Genomic DNA, 26,941 nt, shown 5'->3' with positions numbered 1-26,941 from the left:
GCATGTTTGAAGCCTCACCGATTAGTAAAGTCTCGGTGGTCATTCCCGTTTTTAACGAACAGGAAAGCCTGCCAGAATTAATCAGGCGCACCAGCGCCGCCTGCGAAAAACTGGATACTGAATATGAAATCCTGCTCATTGATGACGGTAGCAGTGACAATTCGGCTCAACTGATGATGGACGCCTCCCAGGCACCGAACAGCCATATTGTCTCTATTCTGTTGAATCGAAACTATGGGCAACACTCGGCGATTATGGCCGGTTTCAGCCACGTCACTGGCGACCTGATCATCACGTTGGATGCTGATTTACAAAACCCACCAGAGGAGATCCCGCGGCTGGTTGCCACGGCAAAAGAAGGCTTCGATGTCGTCGGTACGGTGCGTCAGAACCGCCAGGACAGCCGCTTTCGTAAGACCGCCTCACGGATGATCAACCATCTGATTCAGCGCACGACCGGTAAAGCCATGGGCGATTATGGCTGCATGCTCCGCGCTTATCGCCGTCACATCGTCGATGCCATGTTGCATTGCCAGGAGCGCAGCACCTTTATTCCGATCCTGGCTAACATCTTTGCCCGCCGCGCCACGGAAATCCCGGTACACCATGCCGAGCGTGAATTTGGCGACTCTAAGTACAGTTTCATGCGTCTGATAAACCTGATGTATGACCTGGTAACCTGCCTGACCACCACGCCATTGCGTATGTTGAGCCTGCTGGGCAGCATCATTGCCGCCACAGGCTTTACCCTGTCGGTCCTGCTTGTTGTTCTTCGCCTGACGCTCGGCCCGCAGTGGGCTGCAGAAGGTGTGTTTATGCTGTTCGCCGTGCTGTTTACCTTTATCGGCGCGCAATTCATTGGCATGGGATTACTCGGCGAATATATCGGTCGCATCTATAACGATGTCCGCGCACGCCCTCGCTATTTTGTTCAACACGTTATCCGTCCACAAACCACGCAGTCAACTGAGGAAAACCGCGCATGAAAGCCGTCGTATTTGCTTATCACGATATGGGTTGTCAGGGAGTCCAGGCCCTGTTGGATGCGGGTTATGACATCGCTGCTATTTTTACGCACGCTGATAACCCAGGTGAAAAAGCGTTTTTTGGCTCAGTTTCCCGCCTCGCTGCCAGCGCAGGTATTCCGGTGTACGCTCCGGACGAGGTCAATCATCCGCTGTGGATCGAGCGGATCGGGCAGCTCGCCCCCGATATGATCTTCTCATTCTACTATCGCCATTTACTCAGCGATGAGATCCTGCGTCTTGCGCCTGCGGGTGCCTTTAATCTGCACGGCTCATTACTGCCCAAATATCGTGGCCGTGCACCGCTGAACTGGGTATTAGTCAATGGCGAAACCGAAACAGGCGTGACGCTTCATCGCATGGTCAAGCGCGCAGATGCCGGTGCCATCGTCGCCCAACAGCGCATAACCATTTCCCCCGATGACGTAGCGTTAACCCTGCACCATAAATTATGCCAGTCTGCCCGCGAGGTACTGGCGCAGGCGCTGCCAGCCATCAAAGCCGGTGATTTTCAGGAGTACCCACAACAGGAAGCCGACGCCACCTGTTTTGGTCGCCGCACGCCGGAAGACAGTTTCCTCGACTGGAACAATCCCTGCGCACAACTGCATAACATGGTTCGCGCCGTGTCCGATCCATGGCCGGGTGCATTTAGCTATGCCGGTACGCAAAAATTCACCATCTGGTCATCGCGCCAGAGTGCAAATACATCTGCGGCTCTGCCGGGAACGGTTATCTCCGTATCACCCTTGCTGATTGCCTGTGCCGATGGCGCACTCGAAATCATTACCGGGCAAGCGGGTGATGGCATTACTATGCAGGGCTCACAGCTGGCACAAGTTTTGGGTCTGGTTGCGGGTTCTCGCCTCAACAGCCAGCCCGTTTCCGCCAGCAAACGTCGTACCCGCGTTTTGATCCTTGGCGTTAACGGTTTCATTGGCAACCACCTGACCGAACGCCTGCTACGCGAAGATAACTACGAAATCTACGGGCTTGATATTGGCAGCGATGCGATTGAGCGTTTTCTGCAACACCCACGATTCCATTTTGTGGAAGGTGATATCAGCATTCACTCCGAATGGATTGAATATCATGTGAAAAAATGCGACGTTGTGCTGCCACTGGTCGCCATTGCCACGCCGATCGAATATACCCGCAACCCGCTGCGCGTCTTCGAACTCGATTTTGAAGAAAATCTGAAAATTATTCGTTACTGTGTCAAATACCGCAAACGCATCATTTTCCCGTCAACATCTGAAGTCTACGGTATGTGTACCGATAAAGACTTCGATGAAGACAGCTCCAACCTGATCGTCGGCCCGGTTAATAAACCGCGCTGGATCTACTCGGTCTCTAAACAACTGCTGGATCGCGTCATTTGGGCATACGGTGAAAAAGAAGGGCTACGTTTCACCTTATTCCGTCCGTTTAACTGGATGGGACCGCGTCTGGACAGCCTGAACGCCGCACGTATCGGCAGCTCACGCGCCATTACCCAACTGATCCTGAATCTGGTGGAAGGCTCCCCCATCAAGCTGATTGAAGGCGGCAAGCAGAAGCGTTGCTTTACCGACATTCGTGACGGTATCGAAGCTCTGTTCCGTATCATTGAAAACGAAGGCGGGCGCTGTGATGGCGAGATCATCAATATCGGTAACCCGGATAACGAAGCAAGTATTCAGGAACTGGCTGAAATGCTCCTTTCCTGCTTCGAAAAACATCCATTGCGCCAACACTTCCCGCCGTTTGCTGGTTTCCGCGACGTTGAGAGTAGCAGCTACTATGGCAAAGGCTACCAGGACGTTGAGCACCGCAAACCCAGTATTCGTAACGCCAAACGTTGCCTGAACTGGGAACCAACAATCGAGATGCAAGAAACGGTTGAAGAGACGCTGGACTTCTTCTTACGCAGTGTGGACATCACGGAACACACATCATGACCAAAGTGGGCTTGCGCATAGATGTCGATACATTCAGAGGGACACGCGAAGGCGTGCCCCGCCTGCTGGAGACATTGAACCGGCATAACGTTCGGGCAAGTTTCTTTTTTAGCGTCGGGCCCGACAACATGGGACGCCATCTCTGGCGTCTGGTGAAGCCGCAATTTTTGTGGAAGATGCTGCGCTCAAACGCAGCCTCACTCTACGGGTGGGACATTTTACTGGCCGGCACCGCCTGGCCTGGAAAAGAAATTGGCCTGGCCAATGCGGCCATCATTTCGCAAGCTGCCCGGTATCACGAAACAGGCTTACACGCTTGGGATCATCATGCCTGGCAATCACGAAGTGGCAATTGGAACGATAAACAGCTGATTGATGATATTTCGCGAGGCATTAATGCGCTCGAAACAATCATCGGCCAACCGGTTACCTGCTCTGCCGTTGCTGGTTGGCGTGCCGACTCACGCGTCGTCGATGCGAAAGAAACATTCCATCTGCGCTATAACAGCGATTGCAGGGGAACATCGTTATTCCGTCCTGTACTTGAAACTGGAGAAATGGGGACGCCACAAATTCCGGTCACGCTACCGACATGGGATGAAGTAGTTGGTCAGGAGGTGCAGGCAGCGGACTTCAACGACTATATTCTCTCCTGCATTCAGAGGGACAAAGGCACCCCGGTCTACACGATTCACGCAGAGGTGGAAGGCATTGCTTTTCATCAGAATTTTGACGAGCTGCTGACTCGCGCTGCCGACATGGGAATTATATTTTGCCCGCTCGGCGACCTGTTACCTGACAATGTCAGTTCGCTGCCGACAGGGCAGATCGTGCGTGGAAAAATACCCGGCAGAGAGGGATGGCTCGGCTGCCAACAACCGGTGAGTGCGACACAATGAAACCTGCTGCCCGCTACACTCTGGCCTGTATCGCGTTTATTGCGCTGTATTTTATTCTCCCCATCAACAGCCGCCTGCTCTGGCAGCCTGATGAAACGCGCTATGCTGAAATCAGCCGGGAAATGCTGACGTCTGGCGACTGGATCGTGCCGCACTTTTTAGGGCTGCGTTATTTTGAAAAACCCATTGCCGGATACTGGTTAAACAGCATCGGACAATGGTTGTTTGGCGCTAATAATTTTGGCGTCAGAGCGGGGGCCATTTTTGCCACCTTACTGACGGCACTCCTGGTCGCCCGGCTTGCCATGCGGTTATGGCAAGACAAGCGTACCGCCATTCTCTCTTCAGTTATCTTTTTAACGTTTTTCTCGGTTTACAGCATCGGCACCTACGCGGTACTTGATCCCATTATCGCGCTGTGGCTAATGGCAGGCATGTGCTGTTTTTGGGAGGGAATGCAGGCCACCACCAGAACACGTAAAGTTGTCGCCTTTTTGCTGTTAGGATTCACCTGCGGCATGGGCGTGATGACCAAGGGTTTTCTGGCGCTTGCCGTTCCTGTGCTCAGCGTACTGCCGTGGGTTTTCATGCAAAAGCGTTGGAAAGATCTCATTATCTACGGTCTACTGGCAGTGGTCGGCTGCGTGGTAATTGTGCTGCCATGGGGAGTTGCGATAGCCCAGCGTGAACCGGATTTCTGGCATTACTTCTTCTGGGTTGAACATATTCAACGCTTCGCACAGGATGATGCCCAACACAAGGCTCCCATCTGGTACTACATTCCGGTATTCGTGGCTGGCGCATTACCGTGGCTCGGGCTGCTCCCCGGCGCGCTGCGTACGGGCTGGCGTGAGCGGGATGTTCCGCGCAGCGCACAGTACCTGTTAAGCTGGATTGTCATGCCAATCCTGTTTTTCAGCATCGCCAAAGGAAAACTACCGACCTATATTCTCTCCTGCTTCGCGCCGCTGGCGATATTAACGGCGCGTTTCGGCCTGCAGGCCGCGGAAAAAGGCTCAGCCGCGCTGCGCGTAAATGGCTGGATCAACGTGCTGTTCGGTGTGTCCGGCATTGTCGCCACGATTATCGTGTCCACGCTCGGACCGTTGAAGACACCGGTCTGGTCGCATATCGAAACGTATAAAGTGTTTTGCTCATGGGGTATTTTTATCACCTGGACGCTATTTGGCTGGTATACGCTTAACAACCGTGAAAAAAACTGGAAATTAGCAGCGCTCTGCCCGCTGGGGCTGGCGCTGTTGTTCGGCTTCTCAGTACCTGACCGGGTAATGGAATCCAAACAGCCGCAGTTTTTTGTCGAGATGACCAAAGAGTCGCTGGAGTCGAGCCGTTATATTTTCACCGACAGTGTTGGCGTTGCTGCTGGCCTGGCCTGGAGCCTGAAACGCGATGACATCAACATGTACGGGCAAACAGGTGAGTTAAAATACGGCCTTAATTATCCGGATGCCCAGGGACGCTTCGTCAGCCGGGATGACTTTGCCGGCTGGTTGGCGCAACATCGTCAGGAAGGGATCATTACGCTCGTGCTGTCAATTTCGAAGGATGAGGATATTAATCAGCTTGCCATTCCCCCCGCTGACTATATCGACAATCAGGGGCGCCTGGTCTTGATTCAGTACAGGCCTAAATGATCTGGCTAACCTTAGTCCTTGCCAGCCTGCTCAGCGTCTGTGGACAATTGTGTCAGAAGCAGGCCACCCGCCCGGTACCCGCTCACGCGCGAACACGCTATATCGCGCAGTGGATTGGTCTGGCGCTGGCCTGTCTGGGACTGGCCATGCTGCTCTGGCTGGCAGTATTGCAGAATATTCCCGTCGGTATCGCCTACCCAATGCTAAGCCTGAACTTTGTATGGGTCACGCTGGCGGCATGGAAAATCTGGCGCGAACCTGTCACAACGCGTCACTGGCTGGGGGTTGGGCTACTCATCACAGGCATATTTATTCTTGGGAGCGCGGTGTAATGGGCATCTTTTGGGGGCTGTGTAGCGTGATTATTACGTCGTTTGCTCAGCTAAGTCTGGGCTACGCGATGGATAATCTGCCGCCCATGCTGCAACCGCTGGCGTTTATTTCCGCCGTTTTTTCAACCAGCAACAACGCACTCGCCTTATATGGCGGGCTGGTAGGTTATTTACTGTCAGTGATGTGCTGGCATAAAGCCCTGCATCAGCTCGCGCTGAGCAAAGCCTATGCCTTGCTCAGCCTCAGCTATGTGCTGGTGTGGATCGCATCAATGATTTTACCGGGCTGGCAAGGAACCTTTTCAATAAAAGCCCTGGTGGGTGTGCTGTGTATTATGGCGGGGTTAATGACCATATTCTTACCTGTCCGCCAACACACACCCTGAGATCATTTATCGTCAGACAGTTGTCGCAGACGCTCCCATTCTTCGCAGAGATACTGTCTGGCATCAATGATTTTAATCACTCGCGATGTGTCACGGTTAATACAATACTGGGCATCTTTTAGCGGTGACAGGAGATCGCCAGCTTTTACACGCTCGCTGGCTTGCGCTTCAGCCAGCATTTTCAACGAACCACCGGTATCACAAAGTACAATATAGAGCCTCCCTGCTTTTTGGTTACAGCAAGATTTCTTCACATGCCATTCCATAGCGCACCTTTTGCTATTGATTTTCACACCAGGTTACACTTCAGCAGATAAACAAAACCGCAATGGCCTGGGAATGGCAAAAGTGAGAAATGTAATCAATGTTTTCCTAATGTTAATACTGAAGCACTTACCCAATCCGACAGCGCACGACGAGAGATTTTGATTCCTCCGGCTTTGAGTTCGGGTGGCAATGTCAGCCAGCATACCGGTTGTTGAAAGCGAGCTAGCTTGTCTTTAACCCACTCTGCCAGATTGGTGTCCCCAGCGTTGGCGTCATACTCAACGACCGCAACGGGGCGGCTGCCAAACTCTTCATCTTCTATTGGAACAATAAAAGCTTGCAGAACATGGGGATGCGATACAATAACGCGCTCCACCTCTTCCGGTTGGATCCCTTCTCCGCCACTAAAAAACAGGTTGTCCATCCGTCCGACAAGGGTTAACTTGCCATCATGCACGATGCCGCGATCGCGGGTGGCAAACCAGCCTTGCGCATTAACCAGTGGATAAAGCTGTCCGTTGCGCCAGTACCCTTGCGCCATGCTGGCGGCACGAAGCCAGACTTCATCATCAACAATCCTGACTTCTCTGCCTGGTAGTGCAGAGCCGACATCCGCCTTACCATCGGCTTCTTTCGCACACACCGTGGAGGCAAATTCCGTCAACCCGTAACCGCACCAGCAACGAATACCCTGCTCACGCGCTTGTTCAGTCAATTCAACAGGAATCGCTGCACCGCCCAGCAACACGGCCTTTAGCGATACCGGTGTGTTATTGACCAACAGTCGCCAAAGCTGCGTGGGAACCAGCGAAGCATGGGTACACCCCGTCAGCATTTGCTCTAACGGTTGCTTATCGCGCACGGTCATACGCGCGCCCGCAAACAGCCAGCGCCACATAATCCCCTGGCCGGAAACGTGAAATAACGGTAGCGAGAGCAGCCAGTCATCGTCTTCGCCAAATGGCATCAGTGACAGCACCCCCTGCGCACTCGCCAAATGCGCCTGACAGGTATGTACCGCTGCTTTCGGCACTCCGGTTGAGCCGGAAGTTAATGTCATTGTGCTCAAGCGCTGAGGCAACCAGACGGCAGCATGCTCGCCAGACTGTTCCAGCATCCGCAGCGGTGCCAACCCCGGGAGCGGGCTTTCGCCTTCCAGATCCAGCGCAAAACGCAGCGTCAGATCCGGGATTAACATATCCAGCAACGGCTGTGGTAACTGCGGGTTCACAGGTAATATTCGTGCTCCGCACTGCAACAATGCCAGCCATGCCAGCAGCGGACGGGGATGATTCCAGGCGCGGAGCAATATGCCATCGCCCTCTTCCACCCCCTGAGCCGCAAAGCCGCTTGCCAGACGATCGACCCGCGCACAGAGATCGCCCCAGCGTAACACCTCATCGTTGAGGCGTAAGGCTGGCGCGTCCGCACGAACCTGTCGCCAGTGACGCCACGGCCAGTCAGCAAATTGCACCAGGCCTGATATGCTTACGCTATCGGGCATTTCCTGCTGGATCATAGCAGGCGTTCCAGCGCATCGACCTCAATGCATGGCAACGTACTGCCAGGCCACGCGCGTACCTGCTGACACTGCATCAGGTTGAGCGTATCCAGACCAGGGATAGTCTGTGGCGTCAACCAGGCAGCAATGCGTGCCAACTGGGTTAAGCCCAGGCTCGATTCGATAGAGGAGCTGATCACGGCGGTGAGACCGAGCGCGTGTGCGGCTGCAACCTGCTCACGCACCTTGTCGAGGCTACCCGTCAGCGTAGGCTTGATAACGACTGCCTTCACGCCCTCTTCGGCCATAAAGGTGAAATCGGCTTCACGCAGACTTTCATCCCAGGCAATGGCAATCCCTGTTTCACGCGAGAACGCACGGGAATCATCACGGGTTTTACACGGCTCTTCGAGGAAGGCAATGCGCCCGCGATACTCAGGATTGACATATTTCGCAAACTGCTGGGCTTTCAGCGGCGTCCAGGCACGATTGGCATCAAGCCGCAGGTGCAGTTCCGGGATCGCCTCCAGCAACAGGTTGACGACCATACCGTCGCGAACAGCTTCATACAGACCGACTTTTACCTTCGCAACTTTCTCGCCAGGCATGTCTGCCAGTTGCAGCACCAGATCGTCAGGATCACCTGTACACAACGGCGCAGCACGATAGTCCGCCGCCTCAGGCAACGTACCCGCAAGCTCGGCCAGCGCACAGCTAACACCAAATGCAACGGCAGGCAGCTGTGGTGAGGATGAATCCCCCTGCAGCCAACCGTTAACCCAGGCCAGCAGCGCAGTTTGCGCCTCTTCCCAGGTTTCCTGGCTGAAGCCCGGTAGTGGAGAGATCTCCCCCCACCCTTCGCGCTCGCCGTCACGAAGACAAACGTACAGCCCGTCACGCGTTTTTAACCGCCTGTCACGCAAAATCACCCCCGCGTCCATGGGGATCTGCCAACGGTATACCTGCGCGCTACGCATTACGGATTCCGTTTGAATTTGCTGAAGTCAGGCTGGCGTTTCTGGTTAAAGGCATTACGGCCTTCCTGACCCTCTTCAGTCATGTAGAACAGCATGGTCGCGTTCCCGGCCAGCTCCTGCAGACCCGCCTGGCCATCGCAGTCGGCATTCAGTGCAGCTTTCAGGCAGCGCAGCGCCATCGGGCTGTTTTGCAGCATTTCACGACACCAGCGCACAGTTTCTTTTTCCAGATCGACCAGCGGAACCACGGTATTGACCAGGCCCATATCCAGCGCCTGTTTTGCATCGTATTGACGGCACAGGAACCAGATTTCACGTGCTTTTTTCTGACCTACGATACGCGCCATGTAGGACGCGCCCCACCCGCCGTCGAAGGAACCGACTTTCGGGCCAGTCTGACCAAAGATGGCGTTTTCAGCCGCAATGGTCAGGTCGCACATCATGTGCAGCACATGACCACCGCCGATGGAATACCCTGCCACCATCGCGACAACCGGTTTCGGGCATGTGCGGATCTGGCGCTGGAAGTCCAGAACGTTCAGATGATGCACGCCGGAGTCATCCTGGTATCCGCCGTAATCGCCACGTACTTTCTGATCGCCACCCGCACAGAACGCTTTGTCGCCCGCACCGGTCAGAATAATCACGCCGATATTGTCGTCATAGCGTGCATCCGCCAGCGCCTGAATCATCTCTTTGACGGTAACAGGACGGAAAGCATTGCGTACCTGCGGACGATTAATGGTGATTTTTGCGATACCGTCGGTGGATTTCTCGTAAAGAATATCGGTATAGCCTTCAGAGCAATCGTGCCATTCTACCGGTGCGTAAAGCATTGTTTCATCAGGATAGATCATAAAATGTCCTATAGTCAGCGACGCAGAATCTGAGCCAGACAGTCCACTACACCCGCGGGGTTGTCCCGATGCGCGTTGTGTCCGGCATTACGAATCACATGGTTTGGTACTGATATTTCCGCCGCCAGAGCGCGGAATTTATCGTCACGTTCACCACATAAATAATAAAACGGAAATGTGCGCGTCGTGAGTTGCGCACGTAAATCAGGTTGTACGGCAAGCGAGGTGGCCTCCAGCATTGCCGCCAGCGTTTGCCCATTATTCTGGCTACGCAGAGCGACCAGCGCCTCTCTTTGCGCCGTGTTCAGCGAGGAAAAAACGGGCTGTTGATACCAGTCATTAAACACCTCACGTAGCGGCTCTGCGCGGAATCGCGCAGCCCAGCGGCCATCCGAGAGAAGACGCTGAACGCGCGCCTCTTCGCCTTGCAAGCCTGGATGTCCACCTTCAATCACCAGACCACAAAGCCCTGGCATCTCCTGACAGGCAGCCATCATCGCGACTCTGCCACCAAGAGAGTATCCCACCAGCCAGTAGTTGTGTATGTTGTAACTAAGTAGAGTGTTACGCAGCAAAACGTTTACGTCATCGAATCCGCTCACGCTGATGTCAGCAGAGTCACCGTGTCCCGGCAGATCGATGTATAGCCGCGAATAATCCTGAAACGCTTCGCCGACCGTCTGCCATTCCCGACAATCGCCAGAGAAACCGTGCAGGAAAACCAGCCAGGGAAATCCCGTCTGGCCCTCTTTCGCCTGCGCATGCAGGATCATAGATGACTTACCTGCGCCAGCAGTTGCTGCAAGGTTTGCGCCCCGTCAGTTTCATTCACCACCAGCTCAATCACCGTGGCCGCAGGAGTACGCCAGGCGTTAGTCAACGCGCTCTCCAGCTGCTCCCAGTTTTCCGGGCGCTGGTATTTAAGGTTAAACATGGCGGCAGCATGTTCGAAATGTACGTTCTGCGGCATCAGATAGAACCGTTCACGTTCGCCTGGCGGGGTTGGCAGCAGGGAGAAAATCTGTCCGCCGTTATTATTCACCACAATCAGGACAAACGGCGCGGAAACCTGACGCAAAAGCGCCAGCGCATTCAGGTCATACAGCGCGGATAAATCGCCAACAATAGCCAGCGTCGATTTTGCACTGGCACGCTGTACGCCTGCCGCCGTTGATAGCAGACCGTCAATACCGCTCGCACCGCGATTGCTGTAAACCGGGAAACCTGCCGGAAGCTGAGACAGTGCGTCAATCAGCCGTACAACCAGGCTGTTCCCCACGAACAACTGTCCCTGCTCTGGCAGATACTCGCGAATACGGTGCGCCAGCTGTGCTTCGCCAAACGTGTCACGGCGGGCTTCTACCGCCTGCCATGCCTGTTGCGCCAGCCGTGGGATCTCCACACACCAGGGCTGGCGTTTCTCCGCCGGATGCAGCTCCAGCCAGTCGCCTACTTTTGCCACCAGCCGGCGCCCACGATGGTGAGCCGGATCGAGGCGGCCTTCGATATTGTCGACAATCCAGAATTCCTGTGGGTCGCAATTGGCCTGCCATTGCAGCAGTCGTTTACCGGTCAGACTACTGCCGAGCTGCACCACAATCTGCGCCTGCTCTAATTCAGCTATCGCTTTCGCGTTCCCCAGCCACAGATCGGCGCAGGGCAACGGCTGTCCGGTTTGCGACAGCACATCACCAATGAGTGGCCAGCCTAACGTCTGCGCCCAGAGCGCAACTTTCTTGCCCTCTTCGGCGCTCATGCGCCCGGCAAGTACTACACCACGTTTTTGCCGCCAGAAAAACCAGTCGCGTTGTTTATCACTTTCCAGTCGACGCGCTGCGCTCAACCAGGGTTTATCATCCTGCCACCAGTCACCAAGACGCTGCTGCCAGGCCAGACCCGTTTCGTCCATCTCGCCATATAAGGGTTCTGCAAACGGACAGTTTATATGAACCGCCCCGCTATGCAGCGCGGCTAAGGCGTTATCGATGGCAGACACCAGCCAGCTTGCCGGAATGTCCTGCGTCGGACGCGGTAAAGAGAGCGTTTGCGACGGATGCGAGGCAAACATGCCGGCCTGACGAATAGCCTGGTTAGCGCCACAGTCAATAAGCTCAGGCGGTCTGTCAGCGGTAAGCAAAATCAGTTTTTCACCGGTCAGCCCGGCTTCAATCAGCGCCGGATACAAATTCGCTACCGCCGTACCAGAGGTGACAATAACGGCAACAGGTTGCCTACTGACTTTCGCCAGACCTAAGGCGAGATGCCCCAGTCCGCGCTCGTCAAAATGGGTATGATGGATAAAAGCGGGATTTTCCGCTGCCGCTAAAGTCAACGGCGTCGAACGAGAGCCAGGGGCAATGCAAACATGCCTGACGCCGTGGCGAGTGAGAGCTTCCAGAATGACCGCCGCCCAGCGTCGGTTAAATGCGCTTACTGACATGAGATTGTCCGGTATCAATATTGCGACACAGTATAAAGAATCGAATAAATGGATTTTTGATATGAGTCGGGAATATACACGAAATCATTATCCTTCTATCGATAATAAAGTACGTAACCCTGCCGCTTTATTATCTATTTCTTGCCATTCTTGCTCAGGTTCTGAACCGCGCACGATCCCCGCCCCGGCATACAGGCGTACGACATTTGCGCTAATTTTCGCTGAACGTAATGACACGCAAAACTCGCTCTGACGCAGTGAAAGATAACCCGCAGAACCGGCATACCACTCGCGTTCAAAGGGTTCATTATGTTGGATAAATTCACGCGCCAGCTCGCGTGGAATACCCGCTACGGCCGCAGTAGGCTGTAGCTGTACCAGACAGAGCGTATCATCCGCCTGATTGAGCGCAGTCCAGATACAGCGGCGCAGATGCTGTACTTTGCGCAGTCTAAGTACCTGTGGCGGCAGGACATCGAGGGTTTGCGTACAGTTCTGCAGCCGTTGGCAAATATCTTCCACCACCAACATGTTCTCACGCTGATTTTTATCGTCCTTCATCAGCCATTCACCCAACTGCCAGGCGCGATGATCGTTAGGGTGATTGGCAACGGTTCCGGCCAGCGCCTCAGTGCGCAGTGCCGTGTCACGCCGCCTGTACAGACGTTCAGGGGATGAGCCAAGAAAAGCAGATTCGGCGGAAAACGCCATATAGAAGTGGTAACAGTTGAGATTTAAACGACGACTGGAGGCCATAACCGCCGCGGCATTAACCGGCTGAGAAAACTGTAAATCGGTCGCCCGCGCCAGCACCACTTTGTCGAGTTCTTCCTCAGCAATGGTCTGCGTGGCAAGCTCAATAAGTCGAACCCAACCATCTTTATCCGGCCAGTGCTGCTCTCCCGTCAAAATCAGACGCAATGCGGGAAGCGGTTTTACCTGTGCAAGTGTTGAAATAAACGCAGCGGCCTGCGCGGCATCTTCACGCAACGACACGTCGCTATACAGGTGTAGTCGTAAGGTAGCAACCCCGGCGCAGCGTCGCCATTCCAGTCGCGGCAGCAATAAATTACCGCGCTGCGGCTCAAACGCATTCAGGCCCCAGACGCGCAGTTCGGGGTAATTATCATGTTGGCGTAAAAACCGTTGAGCAGATTCCAGTGAGGAGAATGTCGCAACTGCGCCCAGCACAGCTGCTTCTTCATCGCCGTTACGTTGCTGCCAGTAAAACTGAGGCCAGACGGGCTGGCTGGCCAGCCATCCTAAAGCGTCAAAAGCATCGTTCAGTGGGAAAGGTATGTCGTAAATACGAATGCCAGGTGCTGCCGGTATCTCTTGCGACAAAATGCGCATCAGACTTTCCAGCGCAGTAGTGATTGAATGCACGCGGACCTCTCCCTGTTAAAAACCTCTCATTATACGGGGTACTGAGCAGAAAAAGCAGTACCCCCGTATAGGGGGTGCGATAACAGCGCTATATTTATCGCCGTGCCAGCAATAATCCCATCACTAAACCGACTGTCGCCCCCACGCCGATCCCACGCCAGGGTTTTTCGTGTACATAGTCATCTGCCCGGCAAACAGCCTGCTTTGCACGATAATAGTAACTGTCAGAGGCGTGACTAACGCGATTTCTCACCTCTTCTAACGCCTGCTCAGCCCGCGCTTTCAACTCAAGGTACTTCTGGTCGGCAGGATCGCCGGAAGAACGTAACACTTCTTCCAGCGTTTCACTCAACAATTCCAGATCGTCATCAATACGTGATTCGTAAGAATGAAAAGACATTTTATTCTCCCTTTCTATTGACGTATCCGCTAACTATAGACGACAGGTGCTGTTTACGCTTGATGCCCCTCACGCGCCATGCCGATGTGTGGAATACCGTCTTCGTCATAGATCTCCGTGACGGGAACAAAACCAAATCTCGCATAGAACGATTGCAGATGCGCCTGAGCCCCCAGGTATAACGCCTTATGCGGCCAATGCTGCGCACAGGATGCCAGCGTTTGCATCATTAACTGCTGCCCCAATTTTTCGCCGCGTAGCGCTTCGCTTACAATCACCCGGCCAATTACTACCGGCTCCAGATCATCGTCACTTTTCAGAATCCTCGCATACGCCACCAGTTCATCATTATGCCATCCCAGAATGTGACGGTTCTCGCCGACTAAGTCGTCGCCATCCACGTCCTGATACGGACATTGTTGCTCAACAACGAATACTGCGCAGCGAAGCTGAAGAATGGCATACAGCTCCTGAACACTCAGCTTTGCATGATGGAGATCTTGCCAGTGGATCATTGTCTGCCCCTTTGTTGTGATAACCTGAACACCCTGCCTCATTGATGGCGAAAAGTGTAACGTAAAGATGGAATTACTATTTTTAGGTACGTCTGCGGGAGTTCCCACACGTTCTCGCAATGTAACGGCAATATTACTGAATCTGCAACACCCGACTCAGGCAGGTTTGTGGCTTTTTGATTGCGGCGAAGGGACGCAGCATCAAATGCTTAGCTCCCCGTTCAACCCAGGCAAACTTGATCGTATTTTTATCAGTCATCTGCATGGCGATCACCTGTTTGGTTTACCGGGGCTGCTGTGCAGTCGTTCAATGGCCGGAAACGTCCAGCCGTTGACGCTTTATGGGCCGAAAGGATTACGGGAATTTACCGAAACAGCCCTGCGACTGAGCGGTTCCTGGACCGATTATCCACTGGAAATTGTGGAAATCACCGCCGGTGATGTTGTGGATGACGGCCTGCGCAAAGTGACCGCGTTTCGACTGGAACATCCGCTGGAGTGCTACGGTTTTCGTGTTGAAGAACACGACAAGCCGGGGGCGCTTAATGCCAGCGCCCTGAAGGCGGCAGGCGTTAAAGCGGGCCCGTGGTTCCAGGATTTGAAAGCCGGGAAAACCATCGTGCTGGAGGATGGTCGCGCGATTAACGGCGCCGATTTTCTCTCCCCGGCAACCCGAGGAAAATCCGTGGCAATTTTCGGTGATACCGGGCCCTGTGCGAGCGCTATCGAACTGGCAAAAGGGGTGGACGTGATGGTACATGAAACCACGCTGGACGCCTCAATGGAGGAAAAAGCCAACAGCCGCGGGCATAGCTCCACCCGGCAGGCCGCACAGCTGGCACTGGACGCCGGTGTGGGCAGACTCATCATGACCCACGTCAGCTCACGCTACGATGCAAAAGGCTGCCAGCGGTTACTTGAAGAGTGCAGAGCGATTTTTCCAGACACGGAACTGGCTCACGATTTCGCCATTTTCACCGTTTAGCGCTTTATTTTTCCGCCTCAATGCCGATAACAGTGGAAAGGCTGGCTTTCACACTGAGGACAGGATGAACAATTTTCAGAAAGATATTGATGACAGGACCAATTTAACCTTGTCGAACCGCTTTGAGCTGCTGCTGTTTCGCCTTGGCAAATCCGTTGAGGAGCAGAAATCAGAGCTGTTTGGCATCAACGTATTCAAACTGCGTGAAATCGTACCGATGCCGACCTTCACGCGTCCGGCAGGCATGAAGGCACCGCTTTTAGGGATGGTTAACATTCGCGATCAGGTGATACCGGTGATTGACCTGCCTGCCGTCGCAGGCTGTAAGCCAGAGACCGGACTCAACATCCTGTTGATCACAGAGTACGCCCGCAGCGTCCAGGCGTTTGCGGTGGAGTCAGTAGAGAACATTATGCGCCTCGACTGGCAACAGGTGCATACCGCCGAGAAAGCCGTCAATGGCCGCTACATTACCAGTATCGCCTGTCTGGACGACAACAAAGAGACCAACAACCTGGCGCTGGTGCTCGACGTTGAGCAAATTCTGTACGACATCGTACCGTCGAACCACGATCTGCGCGCAACTGATCTGAAAACCAATAAGTTCAACATCACGCCAGGTGCGGTGGCGATAGTGGCAGATGACTCCAAAGTGGCTCGCGCGATGCTGGAAAAAGGGCTCAACGCCATGGAGATCCCACACCTGATGCATGTGACGGGCCAGGATGCGTGGGAAAAAATTCAACAGCTATCTGAAGAAGCGGAAGCGGAAGGTAAGCCAATCAGCGAAAAGATTGCCCTGGTGCTCACCGACCTGGAAATGCCGGAGATGGATGGTTTTACGCTGACCCGTAAGATAAAAACCGACGAACGCCTGAAGAAGATCCCGGTCGTGATTCACTCCTCGCTTTCCGGTAGCGCTAATGAAGATCACGTCCGCCGGGTGAAAGCCGATGGCTATGTGGCCAAATTCGAAGTCAATGAGCTTTCTTCAGTAATCCAGGAAGTGATGGATCGCACAGCGAAAGGCATCAGCGGTCCACTGGTGAGCAGGCAGCTTTTGAACTAACTATCTTTCACGCATAAAAAAACCCGCCGAGGCGGGTTTTTTCGTTATTGCATTTAGCCTTACATCAGCGGAGCCGCTAACTGCACGATGCTGATCAGCGGTTGCGGGTAGATACCCAGCACCAGTACCAGCAGGGCAGAAATCAGCACCACGATACCGCCCGCGCTGTACTGCCAGTTGGATGGCGCATCGCGGTTCAGTTGCTGCGGTGCGCTCAGGTACAGGCTCACGGCAACGCGCAGGTAGTAGTACAAACCAATCGCCGAACCGACCACCACGGCGGCAACCAGCCACCACAGGTTAGCCTGCACACCGACCGCCAGTACGTAGAACTTACCGATAAAGCCCAGCGTCATCGGGATACCCGCCAGAGACAGCATCATCACCGTCATCACCGCAGCGAGGATCGGACGATGCCAGAACAGACCACGGTAAGAGAACAGAGAATCTGCATCCGGACCACGGTACGGGCTGGACATCAGGCTGACCACACCGAACGCGCCGAGGCTGCTGAACAGATAACCAGCCAGATAAACGCCAACGGCTTCCATCGACATCTCACCGCTCTGCAGGGCAATCAGTGCCACCAGCAGGTAACCGAGGTGAGAGATGGAGGAGTAGCCGAGCAGACGTTTGATGTTGGTCTGGCTCAGCGCCATCAGGTTACCGAAGATGATGGACGCAAAGGCAATCACGCCCAGTACGATACGTACTGCTTCGCTGTCACCGACCGGCGCGTACAGGAACAGACGCATCACCACGCCGAAGATAGCGATTTTACTCGCCGTCGCCAGGAAGGTGGAAACCGGAGCCGGAGCGCCCTGGTAGACGTCTGGCGTCCACAGATGGAACGGAACCAGTGAAAGTTTGAAGCCGAGGCCAACAATCATCAGACCAAAGCCCGCCAGCAGCAGCGGTTCGCTCAGCATGCCGTCACCGAGGCTCTTACCAAGCGCAATGAACGACAGGTTGCCGGACTGCGCGTACACCAGCGCCATACCGAACAGCAGGAAGGAAGACGCTGCGGCAGACAGGATGGTGTATTTGATACTGGCTTCCAGCGAACGCTTCTGACGGAACGCATAGCCAACCAGGCCAAACAGCGGCAGAGAGATCAGTTCGATACCGAGGAACAACGCCGCCAGATGGTTAGCGTTAGCCAGCAGAATACCGCCGAGCGCGGCAATCAGTACCAGCAGGTAGAACTCTTCCCGGTTGTCATCGTAGCCTTCCAGCCACGGGTAAGCGAAGGTACAGGTGGCAAGACTCGCCAACAGCACCAGCCCGGTGTAGAGCATGGCGAAACCGTCAACCCGCATCAGCGGGGTGACGTCCATGGCGCCCGCCTGGCCAACAAACCAGAGCGAAACCAGCGCGGCGTTAAGCCCAATGACCGACAGCGTGGCATTGAGGAAGTGATTGCGTCGCCACGCAATGGAGAGCATCACAACCACCACCGTCAAGCCGACGATCAGCAGCGGTAGCAGCGCAATCAGGTGTTGTGGAGTTATTGTCATGGCGATTTACGGCCTTGTAGTAGTAACGGAATTAACAAACCACTGCTGGATGTTGCTCATCGCAGAATGCGAGGTATCCAGAATCGGCTGCGGATAGAAGCCAAGCAGTACCAGAAGCACAACCAGCAACAGGATGATAAACAGCTCACGCAGCGACATCCCTGGCAGTTCAACACTGGCAATCTGGCTTTTCGCCTTACCAAAGTAAGCGCGATGCAGCATCGCCAGCGAGTATACAGAAGCAAACACCAGACCAAAGGTTGAGATCACCGTAATGACCGGAACCACCTGGTAGCTGCCGAACAGAATCATAAATTCGCCAACGAAGTTACCTGTACCCGGCATACCCAGCGTACACACTGCGAAGAACATCGACAGCGCTGGCAACCATTTCATTTTGCCCCACAGGCCGCCCATCATACGCATATCACGCGTGTGCAGACGTTCGTACAGCTGACCACACAGAATGAACAGACCGGCTGCGGACAGACCGTGAGCGATCATCTGGATAACCGCACCCTGGTACGCCAGCTGGCTGCCGGTGTAGATAGCAATCAGCACGAAGCCCATGTGCGATACGGAAGTGTAGGCAATCAGACGTTTGATATCGTACTGATTAAAGGCCATCCACGCGCCGTAGAAGATGCCGATTACGCCAAGCCACATAGCGATAGGTGCAAACTCCGCCGACGCGTTCGGGAACAGCGGCAGAGAGAAACGCAGCAGACCGTAGGCCGCGGTTTTCAGCAGAATCCCCGCCAGGTCAACGGAACCAGCGGTCGGTGCCTGGGAGTGCGCATCCGGCAACCAGCCGTGCAGCGGAACCACCGGCATTTTCACCGCAAAAGCGATGAAGAAGCCCAGCATCAGCAGGTATTCCACGCCGTGGGACATCGGGGTATTCAGCAGTTCTTCATAGTTGAAGGTCCACACGCCGGTCGCTTTGTAGTGCACAAACACCAGCGCCAGGATGGCAATCAACATCACCAGACCACTCGCCTGGGTATAAATGAAGAACTTGGTCGCCGCCGTGATACGCGTTTTACCGTCAGAGGCTTTATGCCCCCACAACGCGATCAGGAAGTACATCGGCACCAACATCATTTCCCAGAAGAAGAAGAACAGGAACATGTCGATGGCAAGGAACACGCCGATAACGCCGCCTAAGATCCACATCAGGTTCAGGTGGAAGAAGCCCTGGTATTTTTCGATTTCATTCCAGGAGCAGAGTACCGCCAGAACACCGAGCAGACCGGTCAGCACCACCATCAGCAGCGATAAACCGTCGATGGCTAAGTGAATAGAGATGCCGAAACGCGGGATCCACGGCAGGATAAACTCAGACTGCCACTGCGGAATGCCAGCGGATTGCGTCAGTGAATAGCCGCCCTGCAACCACAGTTGCAGGCCAAGCGCCAGCGTCAGTCCCATGGTAATCAGCGCGATCCAACGCGGCACCTTCACGCCAAAGCGCTCGGTCTGCCAGCACAGGAAGCCACCGATAAAGGGGATTAATATCAACCAGGGTAATAACATAGCTAAGTATGTCCCTTATATTTACTCCTGCTCAGGCTATCTCACTCGTCAGCCCAAATCCCGGCAGTGCTCGCAATCCTCACGTACTTCAGTACGCTCCGGTTGCTCTGCGCTGGCGGTATTCGGTCTGACTTCGCCGATGACGCCTGTACTTCAGGAACAGATTTTCAACGAATTCTAAAAATTATTTTGGGTTTGTAGGCCGGATAAGCGCAGCGCCATCCGGCAGTTGTTCATCCAGCCAACAAACTCAACGCAGTACCATCAACAGTGCCAGCACAACAACGGCGCCGATGCTCATTGATGCCACATACCAACGCAGATAGCCGTTCTCGCTTAACAGCAGGCCTTTACCTGCAAAGCGGGACAGGATCGCCGGAATGTTCATCATTGCGTTCAGCGGATCGCGTTTCAGCAGCCATGCAATGCCAAGGAACGGCTTGACGAACACTTTGTCGTACAGCCAGTCGAAGCCCCAGGCGTTATACCACCAGGTACCCAGCAGACGGCCTGGCGCACTGTTGGCAATCGATGTCACAAGCTGGCGTTTACCCAGCCACAGCCATGCTGCGATCAAGATACCCGCAATCGCGACGATACCGGAGGTAATTTCCAGCGTCATAACGCGACCATGCTCAAGCTCGGTCGTCGAAGGCAGTACACCATGAAGCGGCGGCACAATCAGCGCGCCAACGAAGGTGGACAGGATCATCAGCACAATCAGCGGCAGATGATGGGTAATCCCCTTCCCGGCGTGAGCGTGAATTTGTTCTTTACCGTGGAACACGATGAAAATCATACGGAAGGTATACAGAGAGGTCATAAACGCACCGACCAGACCTGCAACCATCAGATTGATATGACCGTTCGCCATTGCACCGGCCAGAATCTCATCCTTACTGAAGAAACCAGCGGTAATCAGCGGCAGAGCCGACAACGCTGCGCCACCAATCAGGAAGCAGAGATACACCAGCGGAATAGACTTACGCAGGCCGCCCATCTTGAAGATGTTCTGTTCGTGGTGGCAGGCCAGGATAACCGAGCCGGATGCCAGGAACAGCAGCGCTTTAAAGAAGGCGTGCGTCATCAGGTGGAAAATCGCCGCATCCCACGCCTGTACACCGAGAGCCAGGAACATATAACCAATCTGGCTCATGGTGGAGTACGCAAGAACGCGTTTGATGTCGGTCTGTACCAGCGCAGCAAAACCCGCCAGCACCAGAGTGATAGCCCCGATAATCCCCACCAGGTGCAGGATTTCTGGGGTCATCAGGAACAGGCCGTGGGTACGTGCAATCAGGTAGACACCGGCGGTAACCATCGTTGCAGCGTGGATCAGCGCAGAGACGGGCGTTGGGCCTGCCATCGCATCAGCAAGCCATGTTTGCAACGGCAGCTGCGCGGATTTACCGACCGCACCACCCAGCAGCATCAGGGTTGCCCACATCAGCATGTTGTTGCCGTCTGCAAAGTGCGCAGGTGCCAGTTCCACCATCTCGCGGAAGTTCAGCGTACCCAGCTCGTTGTAGAGAATGAACAGTGCGAAGGCGAGGAACACGTCACCGACACGGGTCACCACGAAAGCTTTCATTGCCGCTGCGCCATTCTTCGGATCGGTGTAATAGAAACCGATCAGTAAGTAAGAGCACAGACCCACGCCTTCCCAGCCGAGGTACATCAGCAGCAGGTTATCCGCCAGTACCAGAACCACCATGCTGGCGATAAACAGGTTAGTGTAGGCGAAGAAGCGGGAGTAACCCTCTTCCCCGCGCATATACCAGGAAGCGAACATGTGGATCAGGAAGCCGACACCGGTTACCACGGAGAGCATGGTCAGCGACAAGCCGTCCAGCACCAGGTTGAAACCGATGTTGAAATCACCGACGGACATCCACGTCCACAGCGGCTGGCTGTAGGCCTGCTGGCCATTAGCAAAGAAGTCAACGCCAACAAACGCAGTAACCAGCGCCGCCAGGCCAATCGACCCGACACCCACGGTCGCGGACAGATTTTCTGACCAACGGCCGCGGGAGAACGCCAGTAATACAAAGCCAATAAATGGCAGAATAATGGTTAAGGCAAGCATGTTCATCCACGCATCTCACTTACTGAATCGATGTTCAGGTTCTGGCGACGGCGATGAAGTTGCAACAACAGCGCAAGTCCAATGCTCGCTTCCGCAGCCGCAAGGCTGATGGCGAGAATGTACATCACCTGACCATCGGTCTGGCCCCAGTAGCTTCCGGCGACCACAAAGGCCAGCGCAGAGGCGTTAATCATGATTTCCAGCCCGATCAGCATAAACAGCAGATTGCGGCGGATAACCAGACCGGTCAAACCCAGGACGAATAAAATCGCAGCGAGGATCAGTCCATGTTGTAAGGGGATCATGCGTGCTCCTCCGTTTTTCTTTTCGCGCGGTCATCGGTGCGATTGCTCAGCACTTCACCTGAACGCTCTTCGCGCCCCACGTGGAAGGCCACAACCAGACCCGCCAGCAGCAGCATCGAAGCCAGTTCAACCGCCAGTACATACGGTCCGAACAGGGAAATACCGACTGCTTTCGCGCTAATTGGCGTCCCGTCGATGCCCTGATCGTTTACGCCCAGAATGGCGTAAACAATGACCACCAGCATGATGGCCGACAGAATCGCCGGTCCAATCCACACCTGAGGTTTCAGCCACTGGCGTTCCTGTTCAATTTCAGAACCACCGAGGTTGAGCATCATTACCACGAATACGAACAGCACCATGATGGCGCCCGCGTAGACGATAATTTCCAGCGCACCCGCGAAGTAAGCGCCTAACGAGAAGAACACCCCGGAAATCGCCAGCAGCGAAATAATCAGATACAACAGTGCGTGTACCGGATTGGTGTGGGTGATCACCCGCAAGGTTGCGAGAATGGCTATCAGGCCACAGATATAAAAAGCGAACTCCATTGCCCCTCTCCTTACGGTAACAGGCTCTTGACGTCGATAGGCTTGGCTTCGTTCTCTGCTTCGCCCTTATCTTTGCCGTCGATTGCCATACCTGCCATCCGGTAGAAGTTATATTCCGGGTATTTGCCCGGACCGGAGATCAGCAGATCCTCTTTCTCGTAAACCAGGTCCTGGCGCTTGTACTCACCCAGCTCGAAATCTGGAGTCAGCTGAATAGCCGTTGTCGGACAGGCTTCTTCACACAGGCCGCAGAAAATGCAGCGTGAGAAGTTAATGCGGAAAAACTCCGGATACCAGCGGCCATCTTTGGTCTCTGCTTTTTGCAAAGAGATACAGCCTACCGGACACGCTACCGCACACAGGTTACAGGCAACGCAGCGTTCTTCACCGTCAGGATCACGAGTCAGAACGATACGACCACGAAAACGGGGCGGTAGATAGACCGGCTCTTCCGGGTACATCTGCGTTTCGCGTTTCGCGAACGCATGCAGGCCGATCATCCAGATACTGCGTACCTGGGTGCCGAAGCCTACTAACAATTCTTTTAAGGTCATGGTGTTTGTGTCCCTTATTGCGCCTGCCAGAGAATGACAGCCGCCGTTACCAGCAAGTTGACGAGCGTCAGCGGCAGACAGACTTTCCAGCCGAAGGACATTACCTGGTCATAACGAGGACGCGGTAACGACGCACGAATCAAAATGAACATCATCATGAAGAACGCGGTTTTCAGCGCGAACCAGACGAATGGCGGTAAGAACGGGCCATGCCAGCCACCGAAGAACAGGGTAACCATCAGCGCGGAAATGGTGACGATACCGATGTACTCACCCACGAAGAACAGACCGAATTTCATACCGGAATATTCAATGTGGTAACCGTCGGCCAGTTCCTGCTCGGCTTCTGGCTGGTCAAACGGGTGACGGTGACACACCGCCACGCCCGCGATGGCAAAGGTGACAAAACCAAAGAACTGCGGAATAACGTTCCAGATATCAGCCTGGTTATTGACGATGTCGGTCATGTTAAATGAACCGGCCTGCGCCACCACGCCCATCAGGGAAAGTCCGAGGAACACTTCGTAGCTCAGGGTCTGCGCAGACGCACGCATCGCACCGAGTAGCGAGTATTTGTTGTTACTCGACCAACCGGCGAACAGCACCGCGTAGACCGCGAGGCCTGCCATCATCAGGAAGAACAGGATCCCGATGTTCAGGTCAGCAACGACCCAGTTCGGACTCACCGGTACAATGGCGAAAGCCAGCAGCAGCGAGGTGAAGGCGATCATCGGTGCCAGGGTAAAGATGACGCGATCCGAGAATTTCGGGATCCAGTCTTCTTTAAAGAACATCTTGATCATGTCCGCAACCAGCTGGAGCGAACCGCCCCAGCCAACACGGTTCGGTCCGTAACGGTTCTGGAACAGACCCAGCAGACGGCGTTCGCCAAAGCTCATGAATGCCCCGCAGGTGACCACCACCAGCAGGATCACCACCGCTTTGAGGATGCTCAGCAGGATCTCAATCAGATCGGGTGTAATCCAACTCATTGTTGTGCCTCCTGCAGATCCTCAAGACGCGCACCTGCCAGAACCGGCGCGATGCCAGGCATGCCCATCGGCAAACCAACCTGTCCTGCCGTTAATCCTTCAGCGATTTCAACCGGCAGCGTGACCGTGTTGCCATCGTAGCTGAAAGAAACGCGCGTACCGGCATTAACACCCAACTTCGCGGCATCTGCCGGGTTGAGCTTGATGTACGGCTGCGGCATACGGGTCTGGAAGACCGGCGCACGCTGGGACATTTCATCACTACCAAACAGGTGATAGTAAGGCGCGATACGCCACTGACCTTCCTGAGCCTGGAAACTCGCCGGAACGGTAGTGAAGTAATCCATACCATCCGCAGAAGCTTCGATCAGACGCACGCCCGGATCGCCATGACGCAGTTTACCGCCCACTTCATCCTGGAACTTGTTCCACGCCTGTGGGGAGTTCCAGCCCGGAGCCCAGGCAAACGGAATTTGTGAACGCGGCGCAGACGGCTGGTTGTTGCCTTCCATCGAGAAGGCGAACATGGTGTCTTTGTCCTGCGGTTGACGTGGTTCGTGTACGCTGATGTTGGCGCGCATTGCGGTACGCCCACTGTAGCGATGCGGTTCACGCGCCAGCTTCTGTCCACGGATACGGAAGCTTGCGTCCGGCGCGGCATCTTTAATACCCGCCAGTTGCGGCAGCTTCTCAACGACCGCGTCGATAACGTGGTCGAGCTGCGTCCAGTCCACTTCACGGCTCTGCACGGTGCTGTGCAGCGAGTGCAGCCAGCGCCAGCTTTCCAGCATGATGGTGTTGCTGTCGTAGTACGACGGGTCATAGACCTGGAAGAAGCGCTGGGCGCGACCTTCGTTGTTAATCACCGTACCATCGCTTTCGGCGAAGCTTGCGGCGGAAAGCACCAGATGGGCGTTTTCCATAATCGCGGTGCGCTGATGGTCAACAACCAGTACCAGCGGCGCTTTCGCCAGCGCGGCATCAACGCGGGCGGCTGAAGCATGGCGATGCAAGTCATTTTCCAGCACCACAACGGCGTCAGCGCGACCTGTTTCCAGTTCAGTCAGCGCATCGTCGAGGGAACCACCGCCCATCATGCCGAGGCCCATGCTGTTGACCGAGCGAGCAATCATGGTGATGCCGACGTCTGCGCCACGACCCTTCAGCGCCTTCGCCACGTTGGCAGCAGCCTGAATCACCTCGGCGCTACCGGCATTGGTACCGGAAATAATCAGTGGTTTCTTCGCCCCGGCCAGGGCCTGAACGATAACGTCAATTTTGTTCTGCAGGTCACGGTCGATGCCGTCAACCGCTGGTGCGTTGTTATCCAGCGCATGGGCGATAGCGAAACCTAAACGCGCCTGATCTTCAACCGGTGCACGGTAGGTCCATGCCGCGATGTCGTCCAGACGGGTGTTATCGACGTTAGTGACAAACAGCGGGTGCTTGGCGCGCTGGCCGATGTTAAGGATGGCCGCGATCTGCCAGTCGGCCACTTTCTGCGCCGCCGCCATTTCGCGAGCTTTACCTTTCACCGCCTGGCGCACCGCCAGCGCAACGCGCGCACCGGTCTGGGTCACATCTTCACCCAGCACCAGGACTGCATCGTAAGATTCGATTTCACGCAGCGCCGGGGTATGAATACCACCGTCACGCAGCACGCTCAGCGCCAGTTGCAGGCGTTCCTGCTCACCCTGGGCGATACCGGTATAGAAGTTATCCGCACCGACCAGTTCACGCAGCGCGAAGTTGCTCTCAACGCTGGCGCGTGGGGAACCGATACCGATCACTTTCTTCGACTGACGCAGAATGTCAGCCGCGCCCTGCATCGCCTGTTCGGCGTTGAGGGTGATCAGGTCATCGCCACGGCGCTGTACCGGCTGACGCGGACGGTCTTTCAGGTTCACGTAACCATAGCCAAAACGACCACGGTCGCAGAGGAAGTAGTGGTTAACGGTACCGTTGTAGCGGTTTTCGATACGACGCAGTTCGCCATAACGCTCACCCGGGCTGGTGTTACAGCCAATGGAACACTGCTGGCAGATGCTCGGCGCAAACTGCATATCCCATTTACGGTTATAACGCTCGGAGTGCGTTTTGTCGGTAAACACGCCGGTCGGACAAATTTCTACCAGGTTACCGGAAAATTCGCTCTCGAGCGTACCGTCTTCCGGACGACCAAAATAGACGTTGTCATGTGCGCCATAGACGCCCAGATCCGTGCCATCGGCGTAATCTTTGTAGTAACGCACGCAGCGATAGCAGGCGATGCAGCGGTTCATTTCGTGGGAGATGAACGGCCCCAGGTCCTGGTTGCGGTGTGTACGCTTCGTGAAGCGGTAGCGACGGAAGCTATGACCGGTCATGACGGTCATATCCTGAAGGTGGCAGTTACCGCCCTCTTCGCAGACCGGGCAGTCGTGCGGGTGGTTGGTCATCAACCACTCGACGACACTTTCGCGGAACTGCTTCGCTTCTTCGTCATCAATCGAAATAAAGGTGCCTTCGGTGGCCGGTGTCATACAAGACATCACCAGGCGACCACGCGTGTCTTCCGCGTTCTGATATTGCTTCACCGCACACTGGCGGCAAGCACCGACGCTGCCCAGCGCCGGGTGCCAGCAAAAGTACGGAATATCAAGGCCGAGAGACAGACAAGCTTCCAGCAGGTTGTCCGCTCCGTTGACCTCATATTCTTTGCCGTCTACATGAATCGTAGCCATAGTCAGCATGCTTCCAGTTGGCTCGGTCAGTGACCAAGCGTTA

At 54.9% G+C, this 26,941-nt stretch carries 25 protein-coding genes; 8 read left to right on the top strand and 17 right to left on the bottom strand.

The genetic code is table 11. The features are described from left to right. The first annotated feature begins 2 nt into the window (after positions 1 to 2). Genes arnC through arnF form a run of 6 tightly spaced genes read left to right on the top strand, consistent with a single transcriptional unit; the run spans position 3 to position 6,237 of the window. Positions 3 to 986, top strand: a complete 984-nt coding sequence (arnC, locus tag I6L54_RS09375; protein ID WP_005129419.1) for an undecaprenyl-phosphate 4-deoxy-4-formamido-L-arabinose transferase — start codon at positions 3 to 5, stop codon at positions 984 to 986. After that, positions 983 to 2,965 carry a bifunctional UDP-4-amino-4-deoxy-L-arabinose formyltransferase/UDP-glucuronic acid oxidase ArnA gene (arnA, locus tag I6L54_RS09370; RefSeq protein ID WP_040230120.1) on the top strand — a complete coding sequence of 661 codons (1,983 nt, stop codon included), beginning with the start codon at positions 983 to 985 and terminating at the stop codon, positions 2,963 to 2,965. The genes arnC and arnA overlap by 4 nt, the downstream gene beginning before the upstream one ends. Then, complete coding sequence (arnD, locus tag I6L54_RS09365) at positions 2,962 to 3,864, top strand: 4-deoxy-4-formamido-L-arabinose-phosphoundecaprenol deformylase (RefSeq protein ID WP_040230121.1); 903 nt, start codon at positions 2,962 to 2,964, stop codon at positions 3,862 to 3,864. Before arnA ends, arnD begins: the two co-directional genes overlap by 4 nt. Beyond that, positions 3,861 to 5,519, top strand: a complete 1,659-nt coding sequence (gene arnT, locus I6L54_RS09360; protein WP_040230122.1) for a lipid IV(A) 4-amino-4-deoxy-L-arabinosyltransferase — start codon at positions 3,861 to 3,863, stop codon at positions 5,517 to 5,519. Before arnD ends, arnT begins: the two co-directional genes overlap by 4 nt. Continuing rightward, positions 5,516 to 5,851, top strand: coding sequence for a 4-amino-4-deoxy-L-arabinose-phosphoundecaprenol flippase subunit ArnE (arnE, locus tag I6L54_RS09355; protein WP_040230124.1), 336 nt, complete (start codon positions 5,516 to 5,518; stop codon positions 5,849 to 5,851). Before arnT ends, arnE begins: the two co-directional genes overlap by 4 nt. Further along, positions 5,851 to 6,237 carry a 4-amino-4-deoxy-L-arabinose-phosphoundecaprenol flippase subunit ArnF gene (gene arnF / locus I6L54_RS09350; protein WP_040230125.1) on the top strand — a complete coding sequence of 129 codons (387 nt, stop codon included), beginning with the start codon at positions 5,851 to 5,853 and terminating at the stop codon, positions 6,235 to 6,237. Before arnE ends, arnF begins: the two co-directional genes overlap by 1 nt. 2 nt (positions 6,238 to 6,239) lie before the next feature. Here the strand turns inward: arnF and pmrD are convergent, their stop codons facing one another. From pmrD to I6L54_RS09305, 9 genes are all read right to left on the bottom strand, one after another. After that, positions 6,240 to 6,503: a signal transduction protein PmrD gene (pmrD, locus tag I6L54_RS09345; protein WP_005129436.1), complete on the bottom strand. Its 264-nt coding sequence runs from the start codon at positions 6,501 to 6,503 to the stop codon at positions 6,240 to 6,242. Positions 6,504 to 6,598: 95 nt separating this feature from the next. Continuing rightward, positions 6,599 to 8,023: an o-succinylbenzoate--CoA ligase gene (menE, locus tag I6L54_RS09340; RefSeq protein ID WP_040230127.1), complete on the bottom strand. Its 1,425-nt coding sequence runs from the start codon at positions 8,021 to 8,023 to the stop codon at positions 6,599 to 6,601. Beyond that, positions 8,020 to 8,982 (bottom strand): o-succinylbenzoate synthase, encoded by a 963-nt coding sequence (gene menC / locus I6L54_RS09335; RefSeq protein WP_005129439.1) that lies wholly within the window; start codon positions 8,980 to 8,982, stop codon positions 8,020 to 8,022. Before menC ends, menE begins: the two co-directional genes overlap by 4 nt. Next, positions 8,982 to 9,839, bottom strand: a complete 858-nt coding sequence (menB, locus tag I6L54_RS09330; RefSeq protein ID WP_040230128.1) for a 1,4-dihydroxy-2-naphthoyl-CoA synthase — start codon at positions 9,837 to 9,839, stop codon at positions 8,982 to 8,984. Before menB ends, menC begins: the two co-directional genes overlap by 1 nt. A 14-nt stretch (positions 9,840 to 9,853) precedes the next feature. Beyond that, positions 9,854 to 10,612, bottom strand: a complete 759-nt coding sequence (gene menH / locus I6L54_RS09325; protein ID WP_040230129.1) for a 2-succinyl-6-hydroxy-2,4-cyclohexadiene-1-carboxylate synthase — start codon at positions 10,610 to 10,612, stop codon at positions 9,854 to 9,856. Further along, positions 10,609 to 12,279: a 2-succinyl-5-enolpyruvyl-6-hydroxy-3-cyclohexene-1-carboxylic-acid synthase gene (gene menD, locus I6L54_RS09320; protein ID WP_040230130.1), complete on the bottom strand. Its 1,671-nt coding sequence runs from the start codon at positions 12,277 to 12,279 to the stop codon at positions 10,609 to 10,611. Before menD ends, menH begins: the two co-directional genes overlap by 4 nt. Positions 12,280 to 12,366: 87 nt before the next feature. Further along, positions 12,367 to 13,665: an isochorismate synthase MenF gene (gene menF, locus I6L54_RS09315; RefSeq protein ID WP_040230131.1), complete on the bottom strand. Its 1,299-nt coding sequence runs from the start codon at positions 13,663 to 13,665 to the stop codon at positions 12,367 to 12,369. A gap of 94 nt (positions 13,666 to 13,759) precedes the next feature. Next, on the bottom strand, positions 13,760 to 14,065 hold the full coding sequence (gene elaB / locus I6L54_RS09310) for a stress response protein ElaB (protein ID WP_005129450.1): 306 nt from the start codon (positions 14,063 to 14,065) through the stop codon (positions 13,760 to 13,762). A gap of 53 nt (positions 14,066 to 14,118) precedes the next feature. Continuing rightward, positions 14,119 to 14,580, bottom strand: a complete 462-nt coding sequence (locus I6L54_RS09305) for a GNAT family N-acetyltransferase (protein ID WP_005129453.1) — start codon at positions 14,578 to 14,580, stop codon at positions 14,119 to 14,121. 67 nt (positions 14,581 to 14,647) lie between these two features. Here I6L54_RS09305 and rbn point away from each other — a divergent pair, with 67 nt between their 5' ends. Beyond that, entirely contained in the window at positions 14,648 to 15,565 is a 918-nt protein-coding gene (gene rbn / locus I6L54_RS09300) for a ribonuclease BN (RefSeq protein ID WP_040230132.1), read from the top strand. Between the two features lie 64 nt (positions 15,566 to 15,629). Continuing rightward, complete coding sequence (locus I6L54_RS09295; RefSeq protein ID WP_005129463.1) at positions 15,630 to 16,634, top strand: chemotaxis protein; 1,005 nt, start codon at positions 15,630 to 15,632, stop codon at positions 16,632 to 16,634. A 59-nt stretch (positions 16,635 to 16,693) separates the two neighbouring features. On the opposite strand, the gene nuoN is transcribed toward I6L54_RS09295, so the two are convergent. From nuoN to nuoG, 8 genes are all read right to left on the bottom strand, one after another. Then, complete coding sequence (gene nuoN / locus I6L54_RS09290; RefSeq protein ID WP_005129464.1) at positions 16,694 to 18,151, bottom strand: NADH-quinone oxidoreductase subunit NuoN; 1,458 nt, start codon at positions 18,149 to 18,151, stop codon at positions 16,694 to 16,696. A gap of 6 nt (positions 18,152 to 18,157) precedes the next feature. Further along, the gene (gene nuoM, locus I6L54_RS09285) at positions 18,158 to 19,687 is read right to left on the bottom strand and encodes an NADH-quinone oxidoreductase subunit M (protein ID WP_005129465.1); all 1,530 of its coding nucleotides are present in this window, start codon (positions 19,685 to 19,687) and stop codon (positions 18,158 to 18,160) included. A gap of 250 nt (positions 19,688 to 19,937) precedes the next feature. After that, positions 19,938 to 21,779 carry an NADH-quinone oxidoreductase subunit L gene (nuoL, locus tag I6L54_RS09280; RefSeq protein ID WP_005129466.1) on the bottom strand — a complete coding sequence of 614 codons (1,842 nt, stop codon included), beginning with the start codon at positions 21,777 to 21,779 and terminating at the stop codon, positions 19,938 to 19,940. After that, complete coding sequence (gene nuoK / locus I6L54_RS09275; RefSeq protein WP_000612644.1) at positions 21,776 to 22,078, bottom strand: NADH-quinone oxidoreductase subunit NuoK; 303 nt, start codon at positions 22,076 to 22,078, stop codon at positions 21,776 to 21,778. The genes nuoL and nuoK overlap by 4 nt, the downstream gene beginning before the upstream one ends. Continuing rightward, positions 22,075 to 22,629, bottom strand: a complete 555-nt coding sequence (nuoJ, locus tag I6L54_RS09270; protein ID WP_003028059.1) for an NADH-quinone oxidoreductase subunit J — start codon at positions 22,627 to 22,629, stop codon at positions 22,075 to 22,077. The genes nuoK and nuoJ overlap by 4 nt, the downstream gene beginning before the upstream one ends. Positions 22,630 to 22,640: 11 nt before the next feature. After that, positions 22,641 to 23,183: an NADH-quinone oxidoreductase subunit NuoI gene (gene nuoI / locus I6L54_RS09265; protein ID WP_005129470.1), complete on the bottom strand. Its 543-nt coding sequence runs from the start codon at positions 23,181 to 23,183 to the stop codon at positions 22,641 to 22,643. A 14-nt stretch (positions 23,184 to 23,197) separates the two neighbouring features. Then, complete coding sequence (nuoH, locus tag I6L54_RS09260) at positions 23,198 to 24,175, bottom strand: NADH-quinone oxidoreductase subunit NuoH (RefSeq protein WP_003028063.1); 978 nt, start codon at positions 24,173 to 24,175, stop codon at positions 23,198 to 23,200. Next, positions 24,172 to 26,898: an NADH-quinone oxidoreductase subunit NuoG gene (gene nuoG, locus I6L54_RS09255; RefSeq protein WP_005129471.1), complete on the bottom strand. Its 2,727-nt coding sequence runs from the start codon at positions 26,896 to 26,898 to the stop codon at positions 24,172 to 24,174. The genes nuoH and nuoG overlap by 4 nt, the downstream gene beginning before the upstream one ends. Between the last annotated feature and the right edge of the window lie 43 nt (positions 26,899 to 26,941).

It is taken from the genome of Citrobacter pasteurii (assembly GCF_019047765.1).
Classification (GTDB): domain Bacteria; phylum Pseudomonadota; class Gammaproteobacteria; order Enterobacterales; family Enterobacteriaceae; genus Citrobacter; species Citrobacter pasteurii.
Note: the sequence above shows the minus strand (reverse complement) of the source record. Positions and strands in the feature narration are given on the sequence as shown.